The sequence below is a fragment of the Dyella sp. GSA-30 genome, from assembly GCF_027924605.1.
Classification (GTDB): Bacteria; Pseudomonadota; Gammaproteobacteria; order Xanthomonadales; family Rhodanobacteraceae; genus GSA-30.
In genome coordinates this window covers 825,437-844,265 of the sequence record NZ_AP027042.1, presented here as the reverse complement: position 1 = coordinate 844,265, position 18,829 = coordinate 825,437, and the positions used below count along the sequence as shown (strand labels likewise).

12 protein-coding genes are annotated in these 18,829 nt (G+C 62.4%); 5 read left to right on the top strand and 7 right to left on the bottom strand.

The window, feature by feature from the left end; genetic code table 11:
* Positions 1-23 precede the first annotated feature (23 nt).
* Complete coding sequence (locus QMG46_RS03740; RefSeq protein ID WP_281851132.1) at positions 24-1,757, bottom strand: patatin-like phospholipase family protein; 1,734 nt, start codon at positions 1,755-1,757, stop codon at positions 24-26.
* A 124-nt stretch (positions 1,758-1,881) separates the two neighbouring features.
* Here QMG46_RS03740 and QMG46_RS03735 point away from each other — a divergent pair, with 124 nt between their 5' ends.
* The 5 genes from QMG46_RS03735 to QMG46_RS03715 all read left to right on the top strand — a co-directional run bounded on the left by QMG46_RS03735 (position 1,882) and on the right by QMG46_RS03715 (position 8,141).
* On the top strand, positions 1,882-3,924 hold the full coding sequence (locus tag QMG46_RS03735; RefSeq protein WP_281851131.1) for a M3 family metallopeptidase: 2,043 nt from the start codon (positions 1,882-1,884) through the stop codon (positions 3,922-3,924).
* Between the two features lie 21 nt (positions 3,925-3,945).
* Positions 3,946-4,719: an exodeoxyribonuclease III gene (xth, locus tag QMG46_RS03730; RefSeq protein ID WP_281851130.1), complete on the top strand. Its 774-nt coding sequence runs from the start codon at positions 3,946-3,948 to the stop codon at positions 4,717-4,719.
* Positions 4,719-5,393 (top strand): YecA/YgfB family protein, encoded by a 675-nt coding sequence (locus tag QMG46_RS03725; RefSeq protein WP_281851129.1) that lies wholly within the window; start codon positions 4,719-4,721, stop codon positions 5,391-5,393. Before xth ends, QMG46_RS03725 begins: the two co-directional genes overlap by 1 nt.
* 51 nt (positions 5,394-5,444) lie before the next feature.
* Positions 5,445-7,223 (top strand): zinc ribbon domain-containing protein, encoded by a 1,779-nt coding sequence (locus QMG46_RS03720; protein WP_281851128.1) that lies wholly within the window; start codon positions 5,445-5,447, stop codon positions 7,221-7,223.
* Between the two features lie 84 nt (positions 7,224-7,307).
* Positions 7,308-8,141, top strand: a complete 834-nt coding sequence (locus QMG46_RS03715) for a pirin family protein (RefSeq protein WP_281851127.1) — start codon at positions 7,308-7,310, stop codon at positions 8,139-8,141.
* 94 nt (positions 8,142-8,235) lie between these two features.
* Here QMG46_RS03715 and QMG46_RS03710 read toward each other — a convergent pair whose 3' ends face one another.
* The 6 genes from QMG46_RS03710 to QMG46_RS03685 all read right to left on the bottom strand — a co-directional run bounded on the left by QMG46_RS03710 (position 8,236) and on the right by QMG46_RS03685 (position 18,676).
* On the bottom strand, positions 8,236-10,998 hold the full coding sequence (locus tag QMG46_RS03710) for a glucosidase family protein (protein ID WP_281851126.1): 2,763 nt from the start codon (positions 10,996-10,998) through the stop codon (positions 8,236-8,238).
* Positions 10,999-11,001: 3 nt separating this feature from the next.
* A complete protein-coding gene (locus QMG46_RS03705; RefSeq protein ID WP_281851125.1) occupies positions 11,002-11,826 on the bottom strand; it encodes a carbohydrate ABC transporter permease in 825 nt (274 codons plus the stop codon).
* On the bottom strand, positions 11,823-12,701 hold the full coding sequence (locus QMG46_RS03700; protein ID WP_281851124.1) for a carbohydrate ABC transporter permease: 879 nt from the start codon (positions 12,699-12,701) through the stop codon (positions 11,823-11,825). The genes QMG46_RS03705 and QMG46_RS03700 overlap by 4 nt, the downstream gene beginning before the upstream one ends.
* A 31-nt stretch (positions 12,702-12,732) precedes the next feature.
* Positions 12,733-14,025 (bottom strand): sugar ABC transporter substrate-binding protein, encoded by a 1,293-nt coding sequence (locus QMG46_RS03695; RefSeq protein ID WP_281851123.1) that lies wholly within the window; start codon positions 14,023-14,025, stop codon positions 12,733-12,735.
* Positions 14,022-15,497, bottom strand: coding sequence for a glucoamylase family protein (locus tag QMG46_RS03690; protein ID WP_281851122.1), 1,476 nt, complete (start codon positions 15,495-15,497; stop codon positions 14,022-14,024). Before QMG46_RS03690 ends, QMG46_RS03695 begins: the two co-directional genes overlap by 4 nt.
* A 143-nt stretch (positions 15,498-15,640) precedes the next feature.
* Complete coding sequence (locus QMG46_RS03685; RefSeq protein ID WP_281851121.1) at positions 15,641-18,676, bottom strand: TonB-dependent receptor; 3,036 nt, start codon at positions 18,674-18,676, stop codon at positions 15,641-15,643.
* Between the last annotated feature and the right edge of the window lie 153 nt (positions 18,677-18,829).

The following is an 18,829-nucleotide window of genomic DNA, read 5'->3' as shown; positions in this document are numbered from 1 at the left end:
AGTGGGCCACCCTCACTCGCTTCTTACTTCTGCTTACCCGTTTCCCGCTTCTCGAGCATCTCGCACGTATGCCGATACCCCGATTCGATGGCCGTCTGCCAATCCTTCCAGTCGAGCATCCCCACATGTTCCAACGGCGGCGTGAGCAACAGGTCGGCGCGTTCGCGGCGACGTTCGGCAGGGCCTTCGCTGTTGACCATGGCCGCGCGCACCAGGGTCGAAACAATGCCGGGGCGGCTGATATCGGCGTCTTTTTGCATCAGCACGCGCCACCATGGCGGCGTGGCGAATTCCTCGGCGGTGGTGGCCAGGGTGATTTCCGCGCGGATATCCACGGCCGTGATGTGTTCGATGCCGTCGTCGGCCATGACGTCGGTGGGCAGGTTGTCGACCAGCGCACCGTCGACATAGACGCGTCCCTGATGCAGCACCGGTGGAAGCACACCGGGGATCGCCGAGGAGGCACGCAGCCAGAGCCACAAGGGGCCATGTCTGTGCACACTCATGCCATTGCCGGACAGGCAGGTCGATACACAGAAAAACGGCAGCACCATATCGTCGATATCCAGCGCGCCGAAGGTGGAGCGCAGCATCGCCGAGGTGCGATGACCGCGCGTCAGCGCGACCAGCGGCAAGGTCCAGTCCGATAGCGGCCGACCCTGCATGAAGGCACGACGGAAGGTCTCGGTCATGGCGTCGATATCCCAGCCGCAGGCCACGCCCGCGCCGACGATGCCGCCGATACTGGTACCGCCGACCGCGTCGAACACATGACCGGCCTCGTGCAGTGCGCGTAACGCGCCCAGATGGGCCATGCCGCGCGCACCGCCACCGGCCAGCACGAGGCCGCGGCCGTGGCCACTGATCATCCGCGCCAATCGTTCCACGTCGCCCTGGTGGCCGATATGGTGGTGCTGCAATTCGCCACTGAACTGCGCGCGCCAGCGGTGCGCCGAGCCCAGGCCGGGCTGGCGGCCGGGTTGCAGCAGAATCAGGTGGCGCGGGCGGTGTCGCACCCGTGACGGATGCCCGGGCGCCGTTTCCGGCCAGGGCTGTGCCGGCTGCGCGGCGAGGGCAGGCAGCAACAACGCATCGGCCTGACGCAGGCAGCGCTCTCGCCAGTGGGGGTCGAGTTGGGTATCCAGATAGATGACGAAACGGGCCTGGGCTTCGCGCTCGGCGAACCAGTCGCTACCGCGTCCGGCCCCGATCGAGGCATCGATCACCAGGCAGTTGCCGTAACGCTCCAGCGCCTGGGCCAGCTGCATCGCCAGCGCGCGCGCCGGGACCTCGACGCTGACGGGCAGCACCGCAAACGTGCGGGGGGTAAATGGGACAGCCTCCTGCCGATCGCGTCGCAGCAGGCGGTCGATCGCCACCTGAGCCACACCCAGCATCGCTTGTGGATAACGGGCGACCAGCGATTCGAACGCCGCGCGATCCAGGCGCAGCAGGTCCGAATCGCGAAGCGCCCGCACGGTCCGGCGGCGGACCTCGCCGCTGATCAGGCTGATTTCGCCGGTGCTGTCGCCGGGGGCGATCAGTTCGAGCAGGTCGGTTGGCCCCTCGAACACGCCCAGACTGCCGGTTTTCAGCAGGTAAAGCGCGTCCGCCGGCTCGCCCGCCTTGAACAGCGGCCGTCCGCCGGGGAGGCTGAACCACACCAATTCGCGTTCCAATGCCGCCAGCGCGCCCGCATCCAGATGCCGAAAGACGGCATAGCGTGCGAGCGACCCGGCAAGATCCGTTGAGCTCATGATCGGCGATGTTACGGCGCGGTTTATGACAAAACGAAAGCAGGGACCTTCGAACCATGACGGACCGGCTTGATTTCGACCCGCGTGGTCGCCACGCTGGTCGCCTGATCGTTAAGGAGCACCCATGAGCAAAGACAATCCGCTGCTGGCCGACGACGCCCTGCCGGCGTTCTCGAAGATCCGCCCCGAACACGTCGAACCGGCGGTCGAGGCGCTTCTGGCCGACTATCGCAGCGGTATCGATGCCATCACCGCGCCTGGCGCGCCCCGCGATTTCGCCAGCGTCATGCTGAGCCAGGAGCGGCTCGATCAGCAGTTGTCGCGCGCCTGGGCGCCGGTCGGCCACCTCCATTCGGTCGCCGACAGCGAGGCGTTGCGCAAGGTCTACGGACCTGCGGAGGAAAAGCTGACCGACCACTCGATCGAGGTCGGCCAGAATCGCGAACTCTATGCGGCCGTTCAGGCCGTGGCCGATGCTCCGGAATTCGCGGGCCTCGGCCGGCCCGAGCGCGCGCTCGTCGAGCATGCGCTGCGTGATTTCCGCTTGTCCGGCGTATCACTGGAGGAGCCGGCGCGCTCTCGCTTTCGCGAGATCGGTGTCGAACTGTCCAAGCTGTCGACCGAGTTTTCCAACGCGGTGCTCGACGCCACCGACGCGTGGCACGAACACCTCACCGACGAGCGCGACGTCGTCGGCATCCCCGAATCCGGCCGAGCGGTGCTGCGCCAGTACGCCAAGGACCAGCAGCTGGACGGTTACCTGGTAACGCTCAAGCAGCCCAGCGTGCAGGCCGTGCTTACGTATGCCGACAACCGCGGTCTGCGCGAGCGCGTTTACTGGGCGTATCAGACCCGGGCGTCGGATCAGGGTCCGCATGCTGGCAAGTACGACAACAGCGAACGTATCGAAAAGATCCTGGCGTTGCGCCATGAGGCGGCGCTGCTGCTCGGCTTCGACAACGCGGCGGAGGAGTCGCTGGCCACCAAGATGGCGCAGTCGCCGCTGGAAGTGATGGAGTTCCTGCGTGACCTGGCTACGCGCGCCAAGCCGGTAGCGCAAAAGGAGCTGACCGAGCTGCGCCAGTTCGCGCGCGAGGAACTCAAGCTCGACAACCTGGAACCCTGGGACGTCGGCTATATCTCGGAGAAATTGCGCCAGCAGCAGTACGCGCTCGACGAAGAGCAGTTGAAGCCTTATTTCCCGCTACCGGCGGTGATCGACGGCTTGTTCGGCCTGACCGAAAAACTCTATGACATCACCCTCGCCCCGCGCGACGGCGTCGATGTATGGCATTCGGATGTGCGCTATTACGACGTGCGCGATGCCGACGGCCGCGTGTTTGCAGGCGCCTACGTCGACCTGTACGCCCGCAACGGCAAACGCGGGGGCGCCTGGATGGATGTCTGTCGCGCGCGTTTCCGCGATGGCGAGCACGAACAGCTGCCGGTGGCTTTCCTGACCTGCAACTTCGCACCGCCGACCGAAGGCAAGCCGGCGCTGCTGACGCACGACGACGTGCTCACGCTATTCCACGAATTCGGCCACGGCCTGCACCATCTGCTGACCGAGATTTCGTTGCCGTCGATCGGCGGCATCGACGGCGTCGAATGGGACGCGGTGGAATTGCCCAGCCAGTTCATGGAGAACTTCGGCTGGAACCGCGAAGCCCTCGATCTGTTCGCGCGCCATTACGAAACCGGCGAACGACTCCCCGACGAACTGTTCCAGCGCATGCTCAATGCACGGCACTTCCATGCCGGCCTGTTCCTGGTGCGCCAGCTGGAGTTCGCTCTGTTCGACTTTCTGCTGCATCTTGAATACGACCCGACCACCGGCGCTCAGACCATGGCCGTACTCGAACAGGCACGTAAAGAGGTGGCGGTGTTGCATCCGCCAGCCTGGCAGCGCTTCCCGCACGCATTCAGCCACATCTTTGCTGGCGGCTATGCGGCCGGTTACTACAGTTATCTGTGGGCGGAGCTGCTGAGTGCCGATGCGTTTGGCGAGTTCGAGGCCCATGGGGTCATCGATCGCGCCACCGGTGAGCGCTTCCGCCGTGAAATACTCAGTGTGGGCGCGAGCCGACCGGCGCTGGAGAGCTTTATCGCATTTCGCGGGCGCAAACCCGAACCGGAGGCTCTGCTCAAGAGCCACGGCCTGGCCTGACGCATCGCTTACAATGCGCCGATGAAAATTGCCTCCTGGAATGTGAATTCGCTGAAGGTGCGCTTGCCGCACCTCGCCCAGTGGCTGGCCGAGGCGCAGCCCGACGTGGTGGCGCTGCAGGAAACCAAGCTGGAAGACGCCAAGTTTCCGCTCGACGAGATTGCCGCGATGGGCTACCGCGCAGTGTTCTCCGGCCAGAAGACCTATAACGGTGTGGCCATCCTCGCGCGCGACACACATGCGTTTGAGGATGTGCTTACCGATATTCCCGGTCTTGAGGATCCGCAGCGGCGCATCCTGGCTGCCACCGTCGGTGGCGTACGCGTGGTCGACCTGTATGTCGTCAACGGCAAGGCGGTCGGCGACGAGAAATACACCTACAAGCTCGACTGGTTGGCGAAGATGCGCGATTTTCTCGCGCAGGAAATCGCGCGCCACCCGAAACTGGTCGTGTTGGGCGATTTCAACATCGCGCCGGATGACCGCGATGTCTACGACCCGGTGAGCTGGGGCGAGGACATTCTCTGCTCGCCACCGGAGCGGGCAGCGCTCAAGGCGATTACCGACCTCGGCCTGACCGACAGCTTTCGTCTGTTCGAAGCGGCCGGGGAACACTACAGCTGGTGGGACTACCGTCAGGCGGCTTTCCGGCGCAACATGGGTCTGCGCATCGATCTGATCCTGATCTCCGATGCCCTGAAATCCGTGGCAAAGGCGGCGGCTATCGATCGCACGCCACGACGTTGGGAGCGTCCTTCCGATCACACGCCGGTGACGCTGGATTTGGATATCTGATGAATACGCCCAAGAAAGATTGGCCCAGTTCGCTGGACGACAACGAGCTCGACGAGCTGGACCGTTACCTGCGCGTCCATGCCAACGACGGCGACCTGCTGCTGGATGGCGTGCACGGCATGCTCTCGGCGCTGGCGGTCGGGCCGCTGCAGGTACTGCCGGAAGAATGGCTGCCTGAAGTGCTGCACGAACCCTTCGTCGATGAAGACGAAGGCAATCGCGTACTGGCGCTGCTGGCCAAGCTCAACGATTCGATCAGCGCCGAGCTCGACGTCGATGCCTATGAGCCGATTCTTGGCGAAGTGGATACCGAAGCCGGTCCCGTGCTCAGCGCGGCGGGCTGGTGCGAAGGTTTCAGCCGTGCGATCGATTTGCGCGCCGGTCTGTGGGAAAAGCGCCTGGCCGACGATCCGCAACTGATGGAACTGCTCGGCCCGGTGATGGCGCTGGCGGTCGACGAGGGCATCTTGAGTGCCGAGGCCGATTTCGAAAAGCTCAGTGACGATGAATACGACGAGTGCCTGTCACAGGTGCCCATGGTGCTGAGCGCGGTCGGTCAGTATTGGCTGGAACATCCCGCGACGGAATCGGAGCTCGAAGCCCTGGTTCACGAAGAGCCCGAAGAGAAAACCACGACACCGCCGCGTCAGCGCAGCGGGCACTGGGTGCATTGAGCAAAAGCGCTGCGGTCGGCGACGGCAGCGACCCTTGAGGGGAAGAGAAGGATGGCTTACGAATACGGTTCAAGCGCGCAGCGCTTGGATTTCCCCAACCCTTACCGGGTCGAGAATGTCTTCCGCATGGCCGCGGCGGTCATTCTTATCGGCGGCGGTCTGTATGCGTTGTTCCTTGCGCGCAACGGACTGACTGCCCATCTCGAAGGCTGGTCGCTGGCCCCGATCATTATCGGCATCGGCATGCTGGCCGGCGGCATCAAGCACGCGGCTACGGCATTGAGTCGGCTGCGTTTCTTTTTCGGTCGCGGCAAACCCGAGGGCCTGGCCGGCGAACTGGCCGAGGGCCAGACCGGCGAAAAGCCCGACGCGCCACGCCTGAAAGCCACCATGCGTGGTGGTGCGATTGCGGTAGAGGAGCCCACCGGTGCATTGAACGGTCTGCTCTACAGTATGGTTCGTCCGCTGATCTGGGCGCCGCAGCCGATCCAGTGGGTCGCCCAGCTGCAGTTCCGTACCGGGCTCACCTTGATCGTGGTGCTGGTGGCCTTGCTGGCCACCATGCTCGGCGTGTCCGAAGCGAACGATCTGGCCTGGCTCGGCCTGTTCTTTTTCGTCTATACGGCGGCCTTGCTGTTTATTCCGCTGGAACGCGGCGCCCTGGCACGTACGCATCTGGGCCCTGGCGGACTGATCGGGCTGGTGCTGGTGGCGATTCTTGCGCCGGTGCTGATTCACAACCTGTCGCCGCATCTGCGCACGCTCGGCGGTGTCGATCTCAGCGGACAGGCGCTGTTTCTGCTGATCTGCGCGATTACCGCCGTGGTGGTGTTCTTCATTGCACTGCTGCGTCAGATGGTGGCGCCGCCGCAGACCATCATGGCTTGCGAGATCGCCACGGTATCGATGAACGCACCGCCGAATCAGGTGCTGGTGGAACTCGATCGTGAAATGCAGCGCGGCTGGATCGAACAGATTCCGAACCGTCGCTATGCGCGACAGATTCCGCAAACTGTCGGCGCCTCGGGCAGTTTCAATGGCGAGCTGCTGGAAGAAACCCAGCCGATGCCGCGCGACGACATGCGCAAGATCACCTTGCAGGATGCGCTGCGTGAACCGCGCTATCGCTGGCTGACCCTGCTGAGTGGTCTAGGCGTGCTCTACACCCTGGCCACGGCGGTGGCGTTGCTGCTGTTCGCGCACAAGGTGTCCATGCGTTTCACCGAGCCGGTGATCTGGGAATACATCTGTTTTGCCGGCGGCATGTTCTCGCTTGCCACCTTCTGTCTGCGTGCCGGCCATATCCTGTGGTCGCGCTTCGATTTCACCTCGCGCCTGACCTGGGTGGAGGTCGACGGCAACTTCCAGCGGTCCAATACCGCCATCGGTGCGCAGTTCACCGACCGCGTGCGTACCGAGAAAGAGATCATCAGCGTCAACGACATGACCTTGCGTGTGTGGGTGGCCGAAGTCGATTCGGTGACCTTCGGTGCCGACTCGCAGCGCCGCATGATCGGCCTGCGCGGCCGGCCTGACCTGGCCTTGTCCCTGCGCGAGCACCTGCAGCGTTTTGCCGAAGGCCAGAGCAGCGTCGATATGCCCGCCTCGCGCGCGGACCTGGAAAAGATCGCCGCGATGAACTCGATGAACCGGGCCAGCGCGGGTGCCGATCCGCGGGCTGCGCTGCAGGGCGTCGTCGATGCGGTGGCGCCAAGCCCGCCGGTGACGCCGAGCTTCGGCAAGCCAAGGCCCGACGCCTGTCCGAGCTGCCAGCATCCGGTGTCGTCTACCGCCAAGTTCTGCCCTGAATGCGGCAACCCGCTCGGTTAGGAAACAATCCGTTCGTATCGCGCGGCTTGGCGTAGGCTTCGTTCGGCGCCATCTTGGCGGGATCCGAAGTAAGAGGAACTCTTTATGACCGAGCGCAGCATTCTCCGCCGCATACGTGGCATGGACACCTCCGACGGTGCTGGTGTGCGCCTGAAGCGCATCATCGGCCAGCCCGGCCTGGATATGGTCGACCCGTTCCTGTTGCTGGACGAATTCCGTTCCGACCAGGCGGGCGACTATATCGCCGGCTTCCCGGAGCATCCGCATCGCGGCTTCGAAACCGTCACCTACATGCTTGCCGGCCATATGCAGCACGGCGACAACCATGGCAACCGCGGCGATCTAGGCCCCGGCAGTGTGCAGTGGATGACCGCCGGCCGCGGCATCCTGCATTCGGAAATGCCGCAGCAGGAAAACGGCCTGATGTGGGGTTTCCAGCTGTGGGTCAACCTGCCGGCCTCGGACAAGATGACCGCGCCGCGCTATCAGGACATCGCACCGGATCGCATTCCCGTCGTGCATCCCAGCGATGGGGTCGAAGTGCGCGTGATTGCCGGTGAACTCGATGGCGCTGTTGGTCCGGTCAATGGCATTGCCACCGCGCCGATCTACATGGACATCGCGGTGCAGCCGGGCGCGCAGATCGAGATCCCGTTGCCGGAAGGCCATAGCGGCTTTGCGTATGTGTTCGACGGCACCGATGCATCCGTTGCCGGTGAGCGTCTTGGACGCAGCGAACTGGCGGTGCTGTCCAAGGGCGACAGCGTACGTGTCGCCGGGCGCGATGCCGCGGCACGCGTGTTGCTGGTGGCGGGCAAGGCACTGAAGGAACCGGTGGCTCGTTATGGCCCGTTCGTGATGGATACGCCCGAGCAGATTCATGAGGCGATTGCGGATTTTCGGGCCGGGAAGTTTTAAGAGCGGAATTTCTGCGCCGGACATCTGCCTCCGTTCTACAACCTCGTCATCCCGGCCTGCGCCGGGATGACGAAGTAGGAAAGGTCAAACACAACTATGGAAGAGCAATCGTCACCTTCGCCGGTACACGGCGAATAACCAGCTCCCCGTTTCGCCAACGCGTAACTTCCCCATTGATCAGAACCTTTCCATCCGGTACTCCCGAATAGGGCCAAGCAAGCACCAACCCACCCGGCGGCACTGCCACCCCTGCCTCAACACGCAACTCCAGCTGCTTCCCCTGCTCGCGCAGCGAATAACTCAACAATCCATAAGGCGTCCGCAACCGCTCGATCCCAACGCCATCGCCCTTGAGCCACTCGGCAGGAATCCCGCCAGCCAATACCAGCGCCTGATCCCTCGCCCGCTCATAAGCAAACAAGTCATACGCCGAGCGCAGAAAATCCGAAGCAATCCATGCATGCGGCATGTCCCCGACAAAGCGCGGCTTGCGAGGATCGCGCCCAACCACCTCCGCCCACTGGTTCCACGCCGCCGGTCGACGATCGGCAAAGAAGAACGTCAACAGCTGCCCGATGCGATCGCGCCAGCCAAGGCGCACGAAGCTGGCGATGGTGCGTACTTCGTAAGGTGTGTAGTCCTCCCAAGCATTTTTTCCGTCACGGCGCGCGACGAATCCATCCCAGTAACGCTGGAAAGTCTGCTCGACGAGTGCAGGCGGCAGCCACGTCTGGCCGTCGCCGGGCGAGAGCGCAATCGTGGTGGACGTCGCATCGAAGTCGCCCAGTTCGGCCGCGCCAGGGAGGTAGTCAATGTGATGCTGCGCGACGGCCGCATCGATGGACTGCGCCAAGTCCTTGCGAAAGGCGTCGCGCGACAAGGAGAACCTTGTCGCTTCGTCGGGCTTGCCCAGCACGCCGGCAAGCATCGCCGCGTCGTCATAGCCTTTGAGTGCCCAGAAATCGTCCCAGTACGAATGCATCGGTTTGGCGGAGTAGCCTTCATGGCTGATCGATGCGGGCATAAGGCCGAAGAGCGGTGCCGGTCCGGTTTCAGTGGCACGCAGCTTGTCCATATAAGCAACAGCGCGTTCGGCGTGCGGCCATAACGTTTCGAGGGCGGCACGATCATGTGTGTACCGCCACAGCTCGGCGATGGCGAAGATCAGTTCACCGTGGCTGTCGTTCTCCGGCACCGGATCGGAGCCGCGAGCATCGACACAGCAGGGCACCTTGCCGTTGCTGAATTGATGCGGCGCATACCAACGGACAAACTCTGCCGCGACATCGGCATGACCGCTGCGCACCAGTCCTTCGGTCATCATCGCGCCGTCGCGTACCCACGTTCGCGCATAAGAGCGTGTGCCCGGTTGCAGCGCCGGTCCATCGCGAGACATCAGTATTTGCGCGAGCGCACTGCGTACCGTATCGGCGATAGCCTGTTGGTCGGTGGGCACGTGCAAGGTGACGCGATTGAGCTTGCCGCGCCAGGTAGCCGCCGTCTGCTGTATCTGCTGTTCGAGCCACGTCGTGGGCTGGTCGCCAATCGATGGCATGGCACCTGTCCATGGCATCAGCAACGCGAACTGCCGACTGCCATGCGGTGCGATGGTGACGTGATAAAGCATGGCACCCTGGGCGAACCCTTTGGGGTCGTCCAACTGCGATACCGCCGGTTCGTCGCCGTGCGTCAGGCGCTCGGGCAGATTGCCTGCATCGAACGGACTGGCGGCGAATGCATCGGTCGCTTGTAGCGGCTGCACGGTATAGCTGTCGTTGATACGCAGCGCGCGGCCGTCCCAGGCGAATCGGTGTAGCGGGCTGATGCCCCCGGGTGTATTGAGAAACTGCGTCGGCGGGTTTACCTGGAAAGGGCGTGCCAGCAAGGCGAATGTCAGTTGTCGTGGACGATCGCTGTCGTTGCGCAGGACGTAGCGCAGCAACAACTGCGAATGCGCCTGGCTGCCGTTGGCGATGGCGGTGGTTTCCAGACTCAGTTGGTCGACCTGCCAGCGCACGGTAGGCATGGGCAGGTAACCGTCTTCGAGGCGCTGCGTGTTTTTGCCACTCGCCCAGTCGATCGCCTTGCCGTCTTCGAACAGCATCGGTTCGATCGACCAGCCGCCCTTGTCGACCTCCACCGCACCGTCCTCGGAGATCAGCGCCGAATGCCGGGCTCCGCCGTCTACGCCGACCAACGTCCAATAACTCTGTTCACCAGAGAACCCGCGTGGATACATGCCGCGCGATGCCTTCTTCGCCTGTTCCTGGAAGAAGGCATTCGGCGTCTGCGGCAACGGTTTGTCGGCAGCGTGCGGCGGTAATGGCTGCAAGTGCAGATGAGAGACGCAAAGCTGCCCCTTGCCACCCCGGCCGGCATAGACGGTGAACTCGATAGCGACCGTTCGCTTGAGCGCATGGTCTTTCAATGGGCCCCAGGCGAACTCGACCTGGCGATCGTCCGCACGGATGGTCCGCCAATCGGCATTGGGCTCGAACGCCTCTTGCCGATACCACCAGACATTGTCGCCGCTGGCATCGATCAACTTCACCTGAAGATCATTCGGCTTCATCGATCCACGCGTATCGAACGACAGCGCGAAGTACTCTGGAAAGTCGACCGGCAGATCGCGATGCAGTGTTGCTGCGCCGGATACACCGTTGAAGTTGAAATCCAGGCAGATGCCAGCTCCGTTCTTGCCCTGAACGGCGTGCAGAGATGTATCGATGTCGTCGGTACCGCTGGCGCGCCATGCGCCGGGTTGGCCAAAATCATCGATTACCCGCGACGTTGCCGCGTGGGCCCAGCACGTACCCAGCAGCAGCGTTGCCGCCAGCCAGCCCTGCCATCGTTTCATTGCCTAACCCTTTACGCTGCCCAGCAACAGCCCTTGCAGGTAGTAGCGCTGCAACGCCAGGAACAGCGCCAGCACCGGAAGCACGGTGACCACCGAGCCCGCCATCATCAGTTCCGAATCCTGCACGTGTTCGCGCGACAGCGATGCCAGCGCGATCGGCAGGGTATAGTGCTCCTGGCCGGTCAGCACGATCAGCGGCCACATGAAGTCGTTCCACGCAGCGAGAAACGTAAAGATCGCCAGCGTTACCATGATCGGCTTGAGCAGGGGCAGCACGATCTGCACGAAGATGCGCAGCTCGCCCGCACCATCGATGCGTGCCGCCTCCAACAGGTCGTCAGGAATGCCGCGTGCATACTGACGTACCAGGAAGATACCGAAGATGGTCGCCATGCCCGGCACGATCACGCCGGCATAGCTATTGACCAGACCCATGTACTTCAGCAGCAGGAACAGCGGCAGCATCGCTACCTGCGCGGGAATCACCAGGCCGCCGATCAATAGCTGGAACAGGCGCTCGCGACCGGCGAAGCGCAGCTTGGCGAAGGCGTAGCCGGCCATCAGATTGCAGGCCAGAGCCAACAAGGTGATCGCGGTGGAAACCAGCAGGCTGTTGACCAGATACCGACCCATGCCCGCGTGCACAAACAGTTCGCGATAGTTGCCGAACGTTGCGTGCCTGGGCAACAACGGCGGCGGCAGCGAGCTGGCTTCGCCCGGCTGCATGAACGACACCGAGAGCATCCACAGCAGCGGGAACAGCGCGACGATCGCGCCGCCGATCAGCAAACCGTTGATGATCGCCTTACCGAAGCGTGTCTCGTTCATGCCTCATCTCCGCGCTGCGACAGCCGCAACAACACGGCGGTCACCACGAACATGATTACGAACAGCAAGAAGGCCACTGCGGAAGCGGAGCCCAGGTTCCACCATTTGAAGCCTTCTTCGTACATCAGGTACAGCACACTGGTGGTGCTTTGCAGCGGGCCGCCTTCGGTCATCACGTAGGGCTCGGCAAACAGCTGGAAGTAACCGGCGACAGTGAGGATCGCCACCATCACTAGCGTTGGCTTGAGCATCGGCAATGTGATGTGCTGAAACTGGCGGCGGAGCGAGGCGCCATCGATGCGCGCGGCTTCATAGAGATCGGCCGGAATAGCCTGCAAGCCGGCCAGGAAAATGATCATGTTGTAGCCGAAGTTTTTCCACACCGCGAACAGGATGATTGTCGGCATCGCCCAGTGAGGGTCGCCGAGCCAATCGACCGGATGAATGCCGACGCTCTGCAGGAAGTAGTTGGCCCAGCCGTACTTGGTGTTGAATAGATAACGCCAGATCACCGCGGTCGCGACCACGGTGGTAACCACAGGTGCGAACAAGGCCGTGCGGAAGAATGATTTCATGCGCGCCAGCGGCGAGTTGAGCAACAGCGCGGCGCCGAGCGAGGTACAGATCGACAGCGGTACACCGACGATCACGAAGTAGAACGTGTGTCCCAGCGCCGACCAGAACAGTGGTCGGTGCAGCAGTTCCCAATAATTGCCCAGTGCAACGAAGCGCAGGTTGTGCAGGTTGGCCAGCGCGTAGAGGTCGTAGTCGGTGAGGCTGAGCAATAGTGCTGCAATGACGGGCAGCAAAAAGAACAGACCCAGAACGATCAATGCGGGTGCGAGAAAGATCCAGGCGGCGCGGGTCGGATTCATGTACCCAAACCTATGGAGGGCGAGGAACGTTTCATGGGCGAACCTCTTTTGAATGCTCCAACACCCAACGCCGCTTCTCCAAAATTCTATCGGTGCGGCGATCGATCTCCTCGGCCGCCTGATCCACCGTCAACTGGCCTGCCACGGCCTGCGCCGCCACCAGCTGCATCTCGGTCACGATGCGTTCCCATTCGGGAATCGGCGGCAGCGGCTTGACGCGTTCGAGCTGCTCGCGAAAAGCGCGCGCTTTCGGATCGTCGTGCAAGGCGCCGCCTTCCCACGACGAGCGTCGCGGCGGCATATCGCCAAGCAGGTCGTAGAAGCGCTGCTGGATATCGGGGCGCGACAGATATTCGATCAACTGCCAGGCCTGTTCCTTGTGCCTGGAGGTGTTGAAGATCACCAGACTCGATCCACCGGCGTTCGACGCGCCGGGGCCGTCAGGGCCGGGCAGCGCCGCGGTCGACCAGTCATCCTGCTGCTCCGCCGGAAGTCGCTTGCGGAACTCGCCGATATTCCACGGACCGGAAAAATAGAAGGCGTAGACGCCGCGACCGAACTCGCTCCAGGGATTACCCGCTTCCACATTGGTAATCGCCGGCGCCTGATGAAGTTTGAAAGTATCGACGTAGAAACCGAGGGCGCGCTTGAAGCCGGCGCTGCGAAAATTGCCGTAGCGGTTGTTATCGCGCAGGATCGGATCGTTCTGCTGCAAGGCGAGCGAAAGCAGCTGTTCGAACTCGTTGGTCGGCAGCAGCGCGCCGTAGATTTTCCTGTCCGGGTGGCTGGTGGCGGCAAGCATTTGTCGCCACTCATTCCAGGTTTTGGGTGGATGATCGAACCCGGCCTGCCTGAGCAGATCCACGCGATAGAACAGCAAGCGCGTGTCGACGTACCACGGCACACCGTACAACGTGCCGTCGATGACGTTCGTGCTCCAGATGCTGGCGAAGTAATCGTCTGGCTGGATCACCTTCGATTGCGCGACACGCTGCTGTAATGGCTCGATCGCGTTGAGCGCGGCCACTTCGGGAATCCAGGTATTGCCCAGCTGGCTGATATCGGGGGTCGAGCCGCCGGCAATGGCGGTGAGCAGCTTCTGATGCGCGGCCGTCAACGGCAACTGCTGCACCTTGACGTGAATCTGCGGATATTCGCGTTCGAAATCCGGGATCAGCTTGGCAATCGCTTCGCCTTCGCGACCGATGGTCCAGAACACCAACGGGTCGGAATCCTCATTGCGCGCACAGCTGGTCAGCGCCAACGCCAGGCCAACGCCCAGCGCCAGTTTCGCCATCCAGCGCGTGGGCGAGAAAAACGTCATGGCTGCGCGGCGTCCTTACTCAGCCAGCCGCCAGTGAATCCGGCGCGTTCCAGGCCCTTGCGGATGTACGGGTTCTTCTTCATCACGTTCCACACGAAATCGCTGCGCCAGTTTTCGATCATCAGCACGATAGGCCCCTGGTCGAGACCCAGTTGCACGGTATCGGCCCAACCCATCTCGGGCACCATCCGACCGGTGCGCAGCTGCACGTTCGGTACGTGGAAGCTGGGGTTGAACGCATCGACGAAGCCGTACTTGTTATAGATGTACTTGCCGTAGCGTTTCTTCATCTCTTCGAGTGCCGGCACCACGATCTCCGGTGCGAAGGCAATCGAACTACCGGCAGCGGTCGGCACGATGGTGCAGTCGTCTTGAATGTAGTCGATCCCCGCGCCGCGCGCGGTATAGCCGAAGAACTTCGGTTGCTGGGCGTTGGCCGCACCCAGCACGATATAGCCGCCGGGGCCATTGCTGGCGGTCAGGCCCCAGATGTCCTTGCCGTAACCTGTGCAGTTGCCCGGATTGGCCATGGCATAAGCGCGCTGCGAGTAGGTGGCGCGGCGGCTGTTTTCGAAATAGTCCAGGTTTTTCTCGCGGCCCCATGCATCGCGGATGCCGCGGAAGTCCACCCACACATGGCTGAACTGGTGGCCGAACAAGGGGGCGAAGCCAAGATGTTCCTGGCCGTAGAAGGTGCCCCAGGTGCGCTTGTAGCTGGCGCTCCAGGCAGCCCAGGCATCGTCGCTGACCGGGTGCGTCGGCGAGCCCAGCGCCAGGATGTACACCAGCATGCCTTCGTTGTAGCCGGTCCAGTCGTGCGGAATGAACTTACCGCCCGGCGTCCAGCCCATGCTGATCAGCGGCGCGCGCGGTTGCGCCCATGACCATTCGATGCGGCGGTACAGCTCGTCGGCGATCTCGCGGATCTCCTTCTCCTTGGGCGTGTCGCGGTCGTAGTACGACTGCGCGAACAGCACGCCGCCCATCAACAAGGTGGTATCGACGGTAGATAGCTCGACCCAGCGCGCTTCGCGCTTGCCCGTCTGCATGTTGAGGAAGTGGTAGAAGAAACCGTGAAAGCCGGTAGCGTCGTCTTCGCTATCGTTCTGCGGCGCATCGCGGAAAAATTTCAACGTCGTCAGGGTGCGTTCGATCGCCTGGTCGCGCGTGATGTAACCCCGCTCCACGCCAACGCCGTATGCGGTTAGCCCAAACCCCACCGAAGCGATGCTGGCGAAGGAATCGGTCGGGTAGTGGTCGGGTATCAATCCGTTGACCGGATTAGCGCTATCCCAGAACCAGCTGAAGGTGCGCTTCTCCAGGTCATCGATCGCAGGCGGAATGCGCTTGCTGTCGGCTTGCTGGTGGGTAGGAGCAGCCTGGGTCTTCTTTGCCTGTGCCGCCACGGGGCTGAGGCAGGTCAGGGCCGTGGCGAGGACCAGGGTAAGGCGGGTGGGTTTATTCAAGCGCATGGTGCTGCCTTTTGAAGCAAAAAAGCGGGCGGTCGTTAGATGCCATGATCCGCCCGCAGGGGAAAGCATGTTGTATCACGTAAACGTTTACGTTGGCGTCCCAAAAAAGAGCCCGCAGGCCCTTTTTTGGACGTTCCGTCGGGTCAGAACTTCAGTCCGACGGTCAGCTTGAGCTGGCGCGACACATCGACGATGTTGCCGTCGGGGTTATAGACCACTGGCGTGCGGTTGAGTACGCCGTTGGCGCCATAGTTGGTGATGTAGTCGTTGTAGTTGGCCCAGTTGAACAAGTTCAGGACATCCAGACGAACGTAGGCATCCAGGTTGTTCCACACCTTGAAGTTCTTGGTGGCCTGGATGTCCAGGTCGCGATAGCCGAATACCTTGCCACCGATCAGGAACTTGCCGGTGCCCGGCGGAACCGCGCTGAATGCCTGACACCCATCAGGCGTTGCGATCGGGGAGGTCGAGCCGAAGCAGGCCTGACCGACCGATGCGGTCGGTGTCGCCAGTGTCAGCTTGGCGGCCAGCAGGAAGCCCCACGGACCGTCGAACGTACCGGTGGACACCAGGCGATGCTTGGCGATGGGACCGCCGACAAACGGATAGTCGCCGACAGTCGGATAGTCGAACGCGTACTGGTCAGTCAAATCCTGCTGGTCGTGGTTAAACCGGCTCTTGGTGTACGTGTACGCAAACGTCGCGCCCCAATGCGATTCGGGCGTGTAGGGCTTTTCAACCGAGATCAACCCCTGGGTCGTCTTGGTCTTCAAGCCATTGTTGGCGTAGATCATGGCGCCGAAGCCCGGGATCGGGTTGCCGAACGGCTTGTTCGTGCCCTGGAAGAACGACCCATCCGGGAAGCGGTTGCCGAGCTGGAAGATCAGCCCATCAAAACTGTTGACGCGCTGGATGGTGACGTCGGTGTTCCAGTCCCCCAGCTTGTTGCGCATACCCAGGCTGATCTGGTCGGAGTACGGGGTCTTGAGGTGGTTGGTAATCATGTCCACCTCCTTGCCCGCATTGCTGCCGGCGACCAGCGCCTGGAGATTGCTCAGACCGTTCAGATAGATGGGATTCCACGGGATACATGTGGGACCAGGCGTGCACGGATGGGTGGCGTCGAAACCCTGGAAACTGATCGTGGGCTGCGACAGCACCGACTTGGTCTGTTCCAGCTGCAGGATCTCGTAGATATCACGGTCGTACGAACGGCCCACGCCGCCATGGATCACATGCACTTCGTCGCCATTGACGTCATACGAGAAACCGAAGCGTGGCTGGAAGTTCAGGCGCGGCGCATGGCGGTTGTGGCCGTTGCTGATGTAGTCGTTGACGTTGATGCCGCCCTTGGCCAGCGACTGCGCATAAGTCTGCCCCGGGGGCGCCCCGGTGTTCGGATCTTGCGAGTTGAACGCATCCACCACGGCCTGCGGGGTGACGTAGTTGAGATACGAAGGCGTCTTCTCGTAATCCCAACGAATGCCCAGGTTCAAGGTCAGGTGCTCGTCGACGGTCCAGTCGTCCTGAATATAGGCACCGAACTGGCGATCGACCGTACTGGCGGTCGGGTTCTGCCCAGGTGTCGGCGACGGGAACTGCACCTGGTAAGGCAATGCGAGGGTTCCCGCATCCGGGGTCACGTCATAGAAGAACTGCGGATTGAACTCGCCCGCGTCGCGTGCCGTCAGGCGGACCCATTTGGCCTTGAAACCCGTCTTGATGACATGGTCGCCATGCCATTCGATGTCGTTGAAGGTGAAGTCGTCCTGCAGCGCCGGACCCTTCTGGCCCTTGTTCTGCGAGGCCAGCGGCGACGCTGCACCGGTGGCAAGAATCGATTGGTTGTTGGCGCCGAGTGCGGTATAGACCGCGCCATTTCCGATGTTGGTCGCCGTCGGCGTGTAGAACGCGTTCTCGTAAGTCACCTGCAGGCGGTTGAACCAGCTGTCGGTGCTGTGATCCCAACGGATGTCGTAGCGCTTGTCGGTGTTCTTGGTGCTGTAGGACGCGGACGCCGCCGTGCCGGTACCAATGCCGCTCACTGCGGTTTCGTCGCGGTATTTGCCACTGACTTCAATGCGGTCGCGATCGGTCGGCTCCCAGTCGAGCTTGGCGAAATACAGGTTTTCCTTGAACGGCTGGCTGGCGGGGCCGAGCTGGGCCAGGGCGCTGGCCGGCAGTTGGCTGGTGTAGGCGGCGGGGCCGCCCGGAATAACGGTAATCGGCTGATCGTATTCCTTGCCCTCGTAGGTAACGAAGAAATGCGCCTTGTCCTGGATGATCGGACCACCCAGGGCGAAGCCGTACTCTTTGTTGTGCGAAGGGATCTTCTTGCCGCTGGCGTCTTCTGCCGGCGTCTCGGCTCGCACGGACTGGTTGGTGTAGTTGCCGAACACTTCACCGTGGAATTCGTTGGTACCGGACTTGGTCTCCGCCGTCACCGCCGCGCTCGACACCTGGTCGTATTCGGCCTTGTAGTTCGACGTGATGACCTTGTACTCGCCGATCGCCAACTGCGGGAACGGATTACCCTGTGTGTTGTTCTGGCCGGAAATGCCGGTCGGTAGGATGTAGTTCTTCTGACCGACGCCATCGATATAGACGTTGATCGCACCGGAGTTCTGGCCGCCCGCCTGTAGATTGGTATTGCCGTTTTTCACCGTGAACACCATGCCGGGCACGGTATCGGCGAATTCGAGGAAGTTGCGCGTGATCTGCGGAATCGTGGAGATCTGACGCTGCGACACCGACGTGCCCACTTCCGAAGTCGTCACTTCGGCCAGTGTGGTCGCGTTGACGGTGATCGTGCCCAGTTCTTTCGCATTGGCGGACGCTGCCACGGGCTGCTCGGCTGTCGCCGCCGTGGGGAAATTGAGCGTACCCACCGATGCCACCGTTACCGTCACCGTACGCTGGTTACCGGGGCCGGCATCGACTTGATACGTGCCGGGGGGCAGGCCGACCAGCGCATAACTGCCGTCTTTGTCGGTGCGCGTACGGCGCACCGAACCGGTCGCCACATTCTTGGCAACCACGTCGGTGTCCGCTGGACCCCTACCGCGCAAGGTGGCGTCGGACGTCTGTGACCAGGCGACCGAAGGCAGTAGCGCCGCGGTCGCAACCAGGCCTGCCAGGGCCAGTGAAATCTGCATCGAAAGTGCGTGTCTGCGTGCCATGGCTTACTACCCTCCCTCAAGGGTCGAAACAGTGTGCTGTCGGCGAGGTGCCGTTGTTGTCATGGTTCCGAGGGGCACGGCGGAGCCTTCGCCACGCCGTAATCCCGGAATGTTTCCTGGTAAAACCCGGTGATGCGAACCGCCAACCCCGGC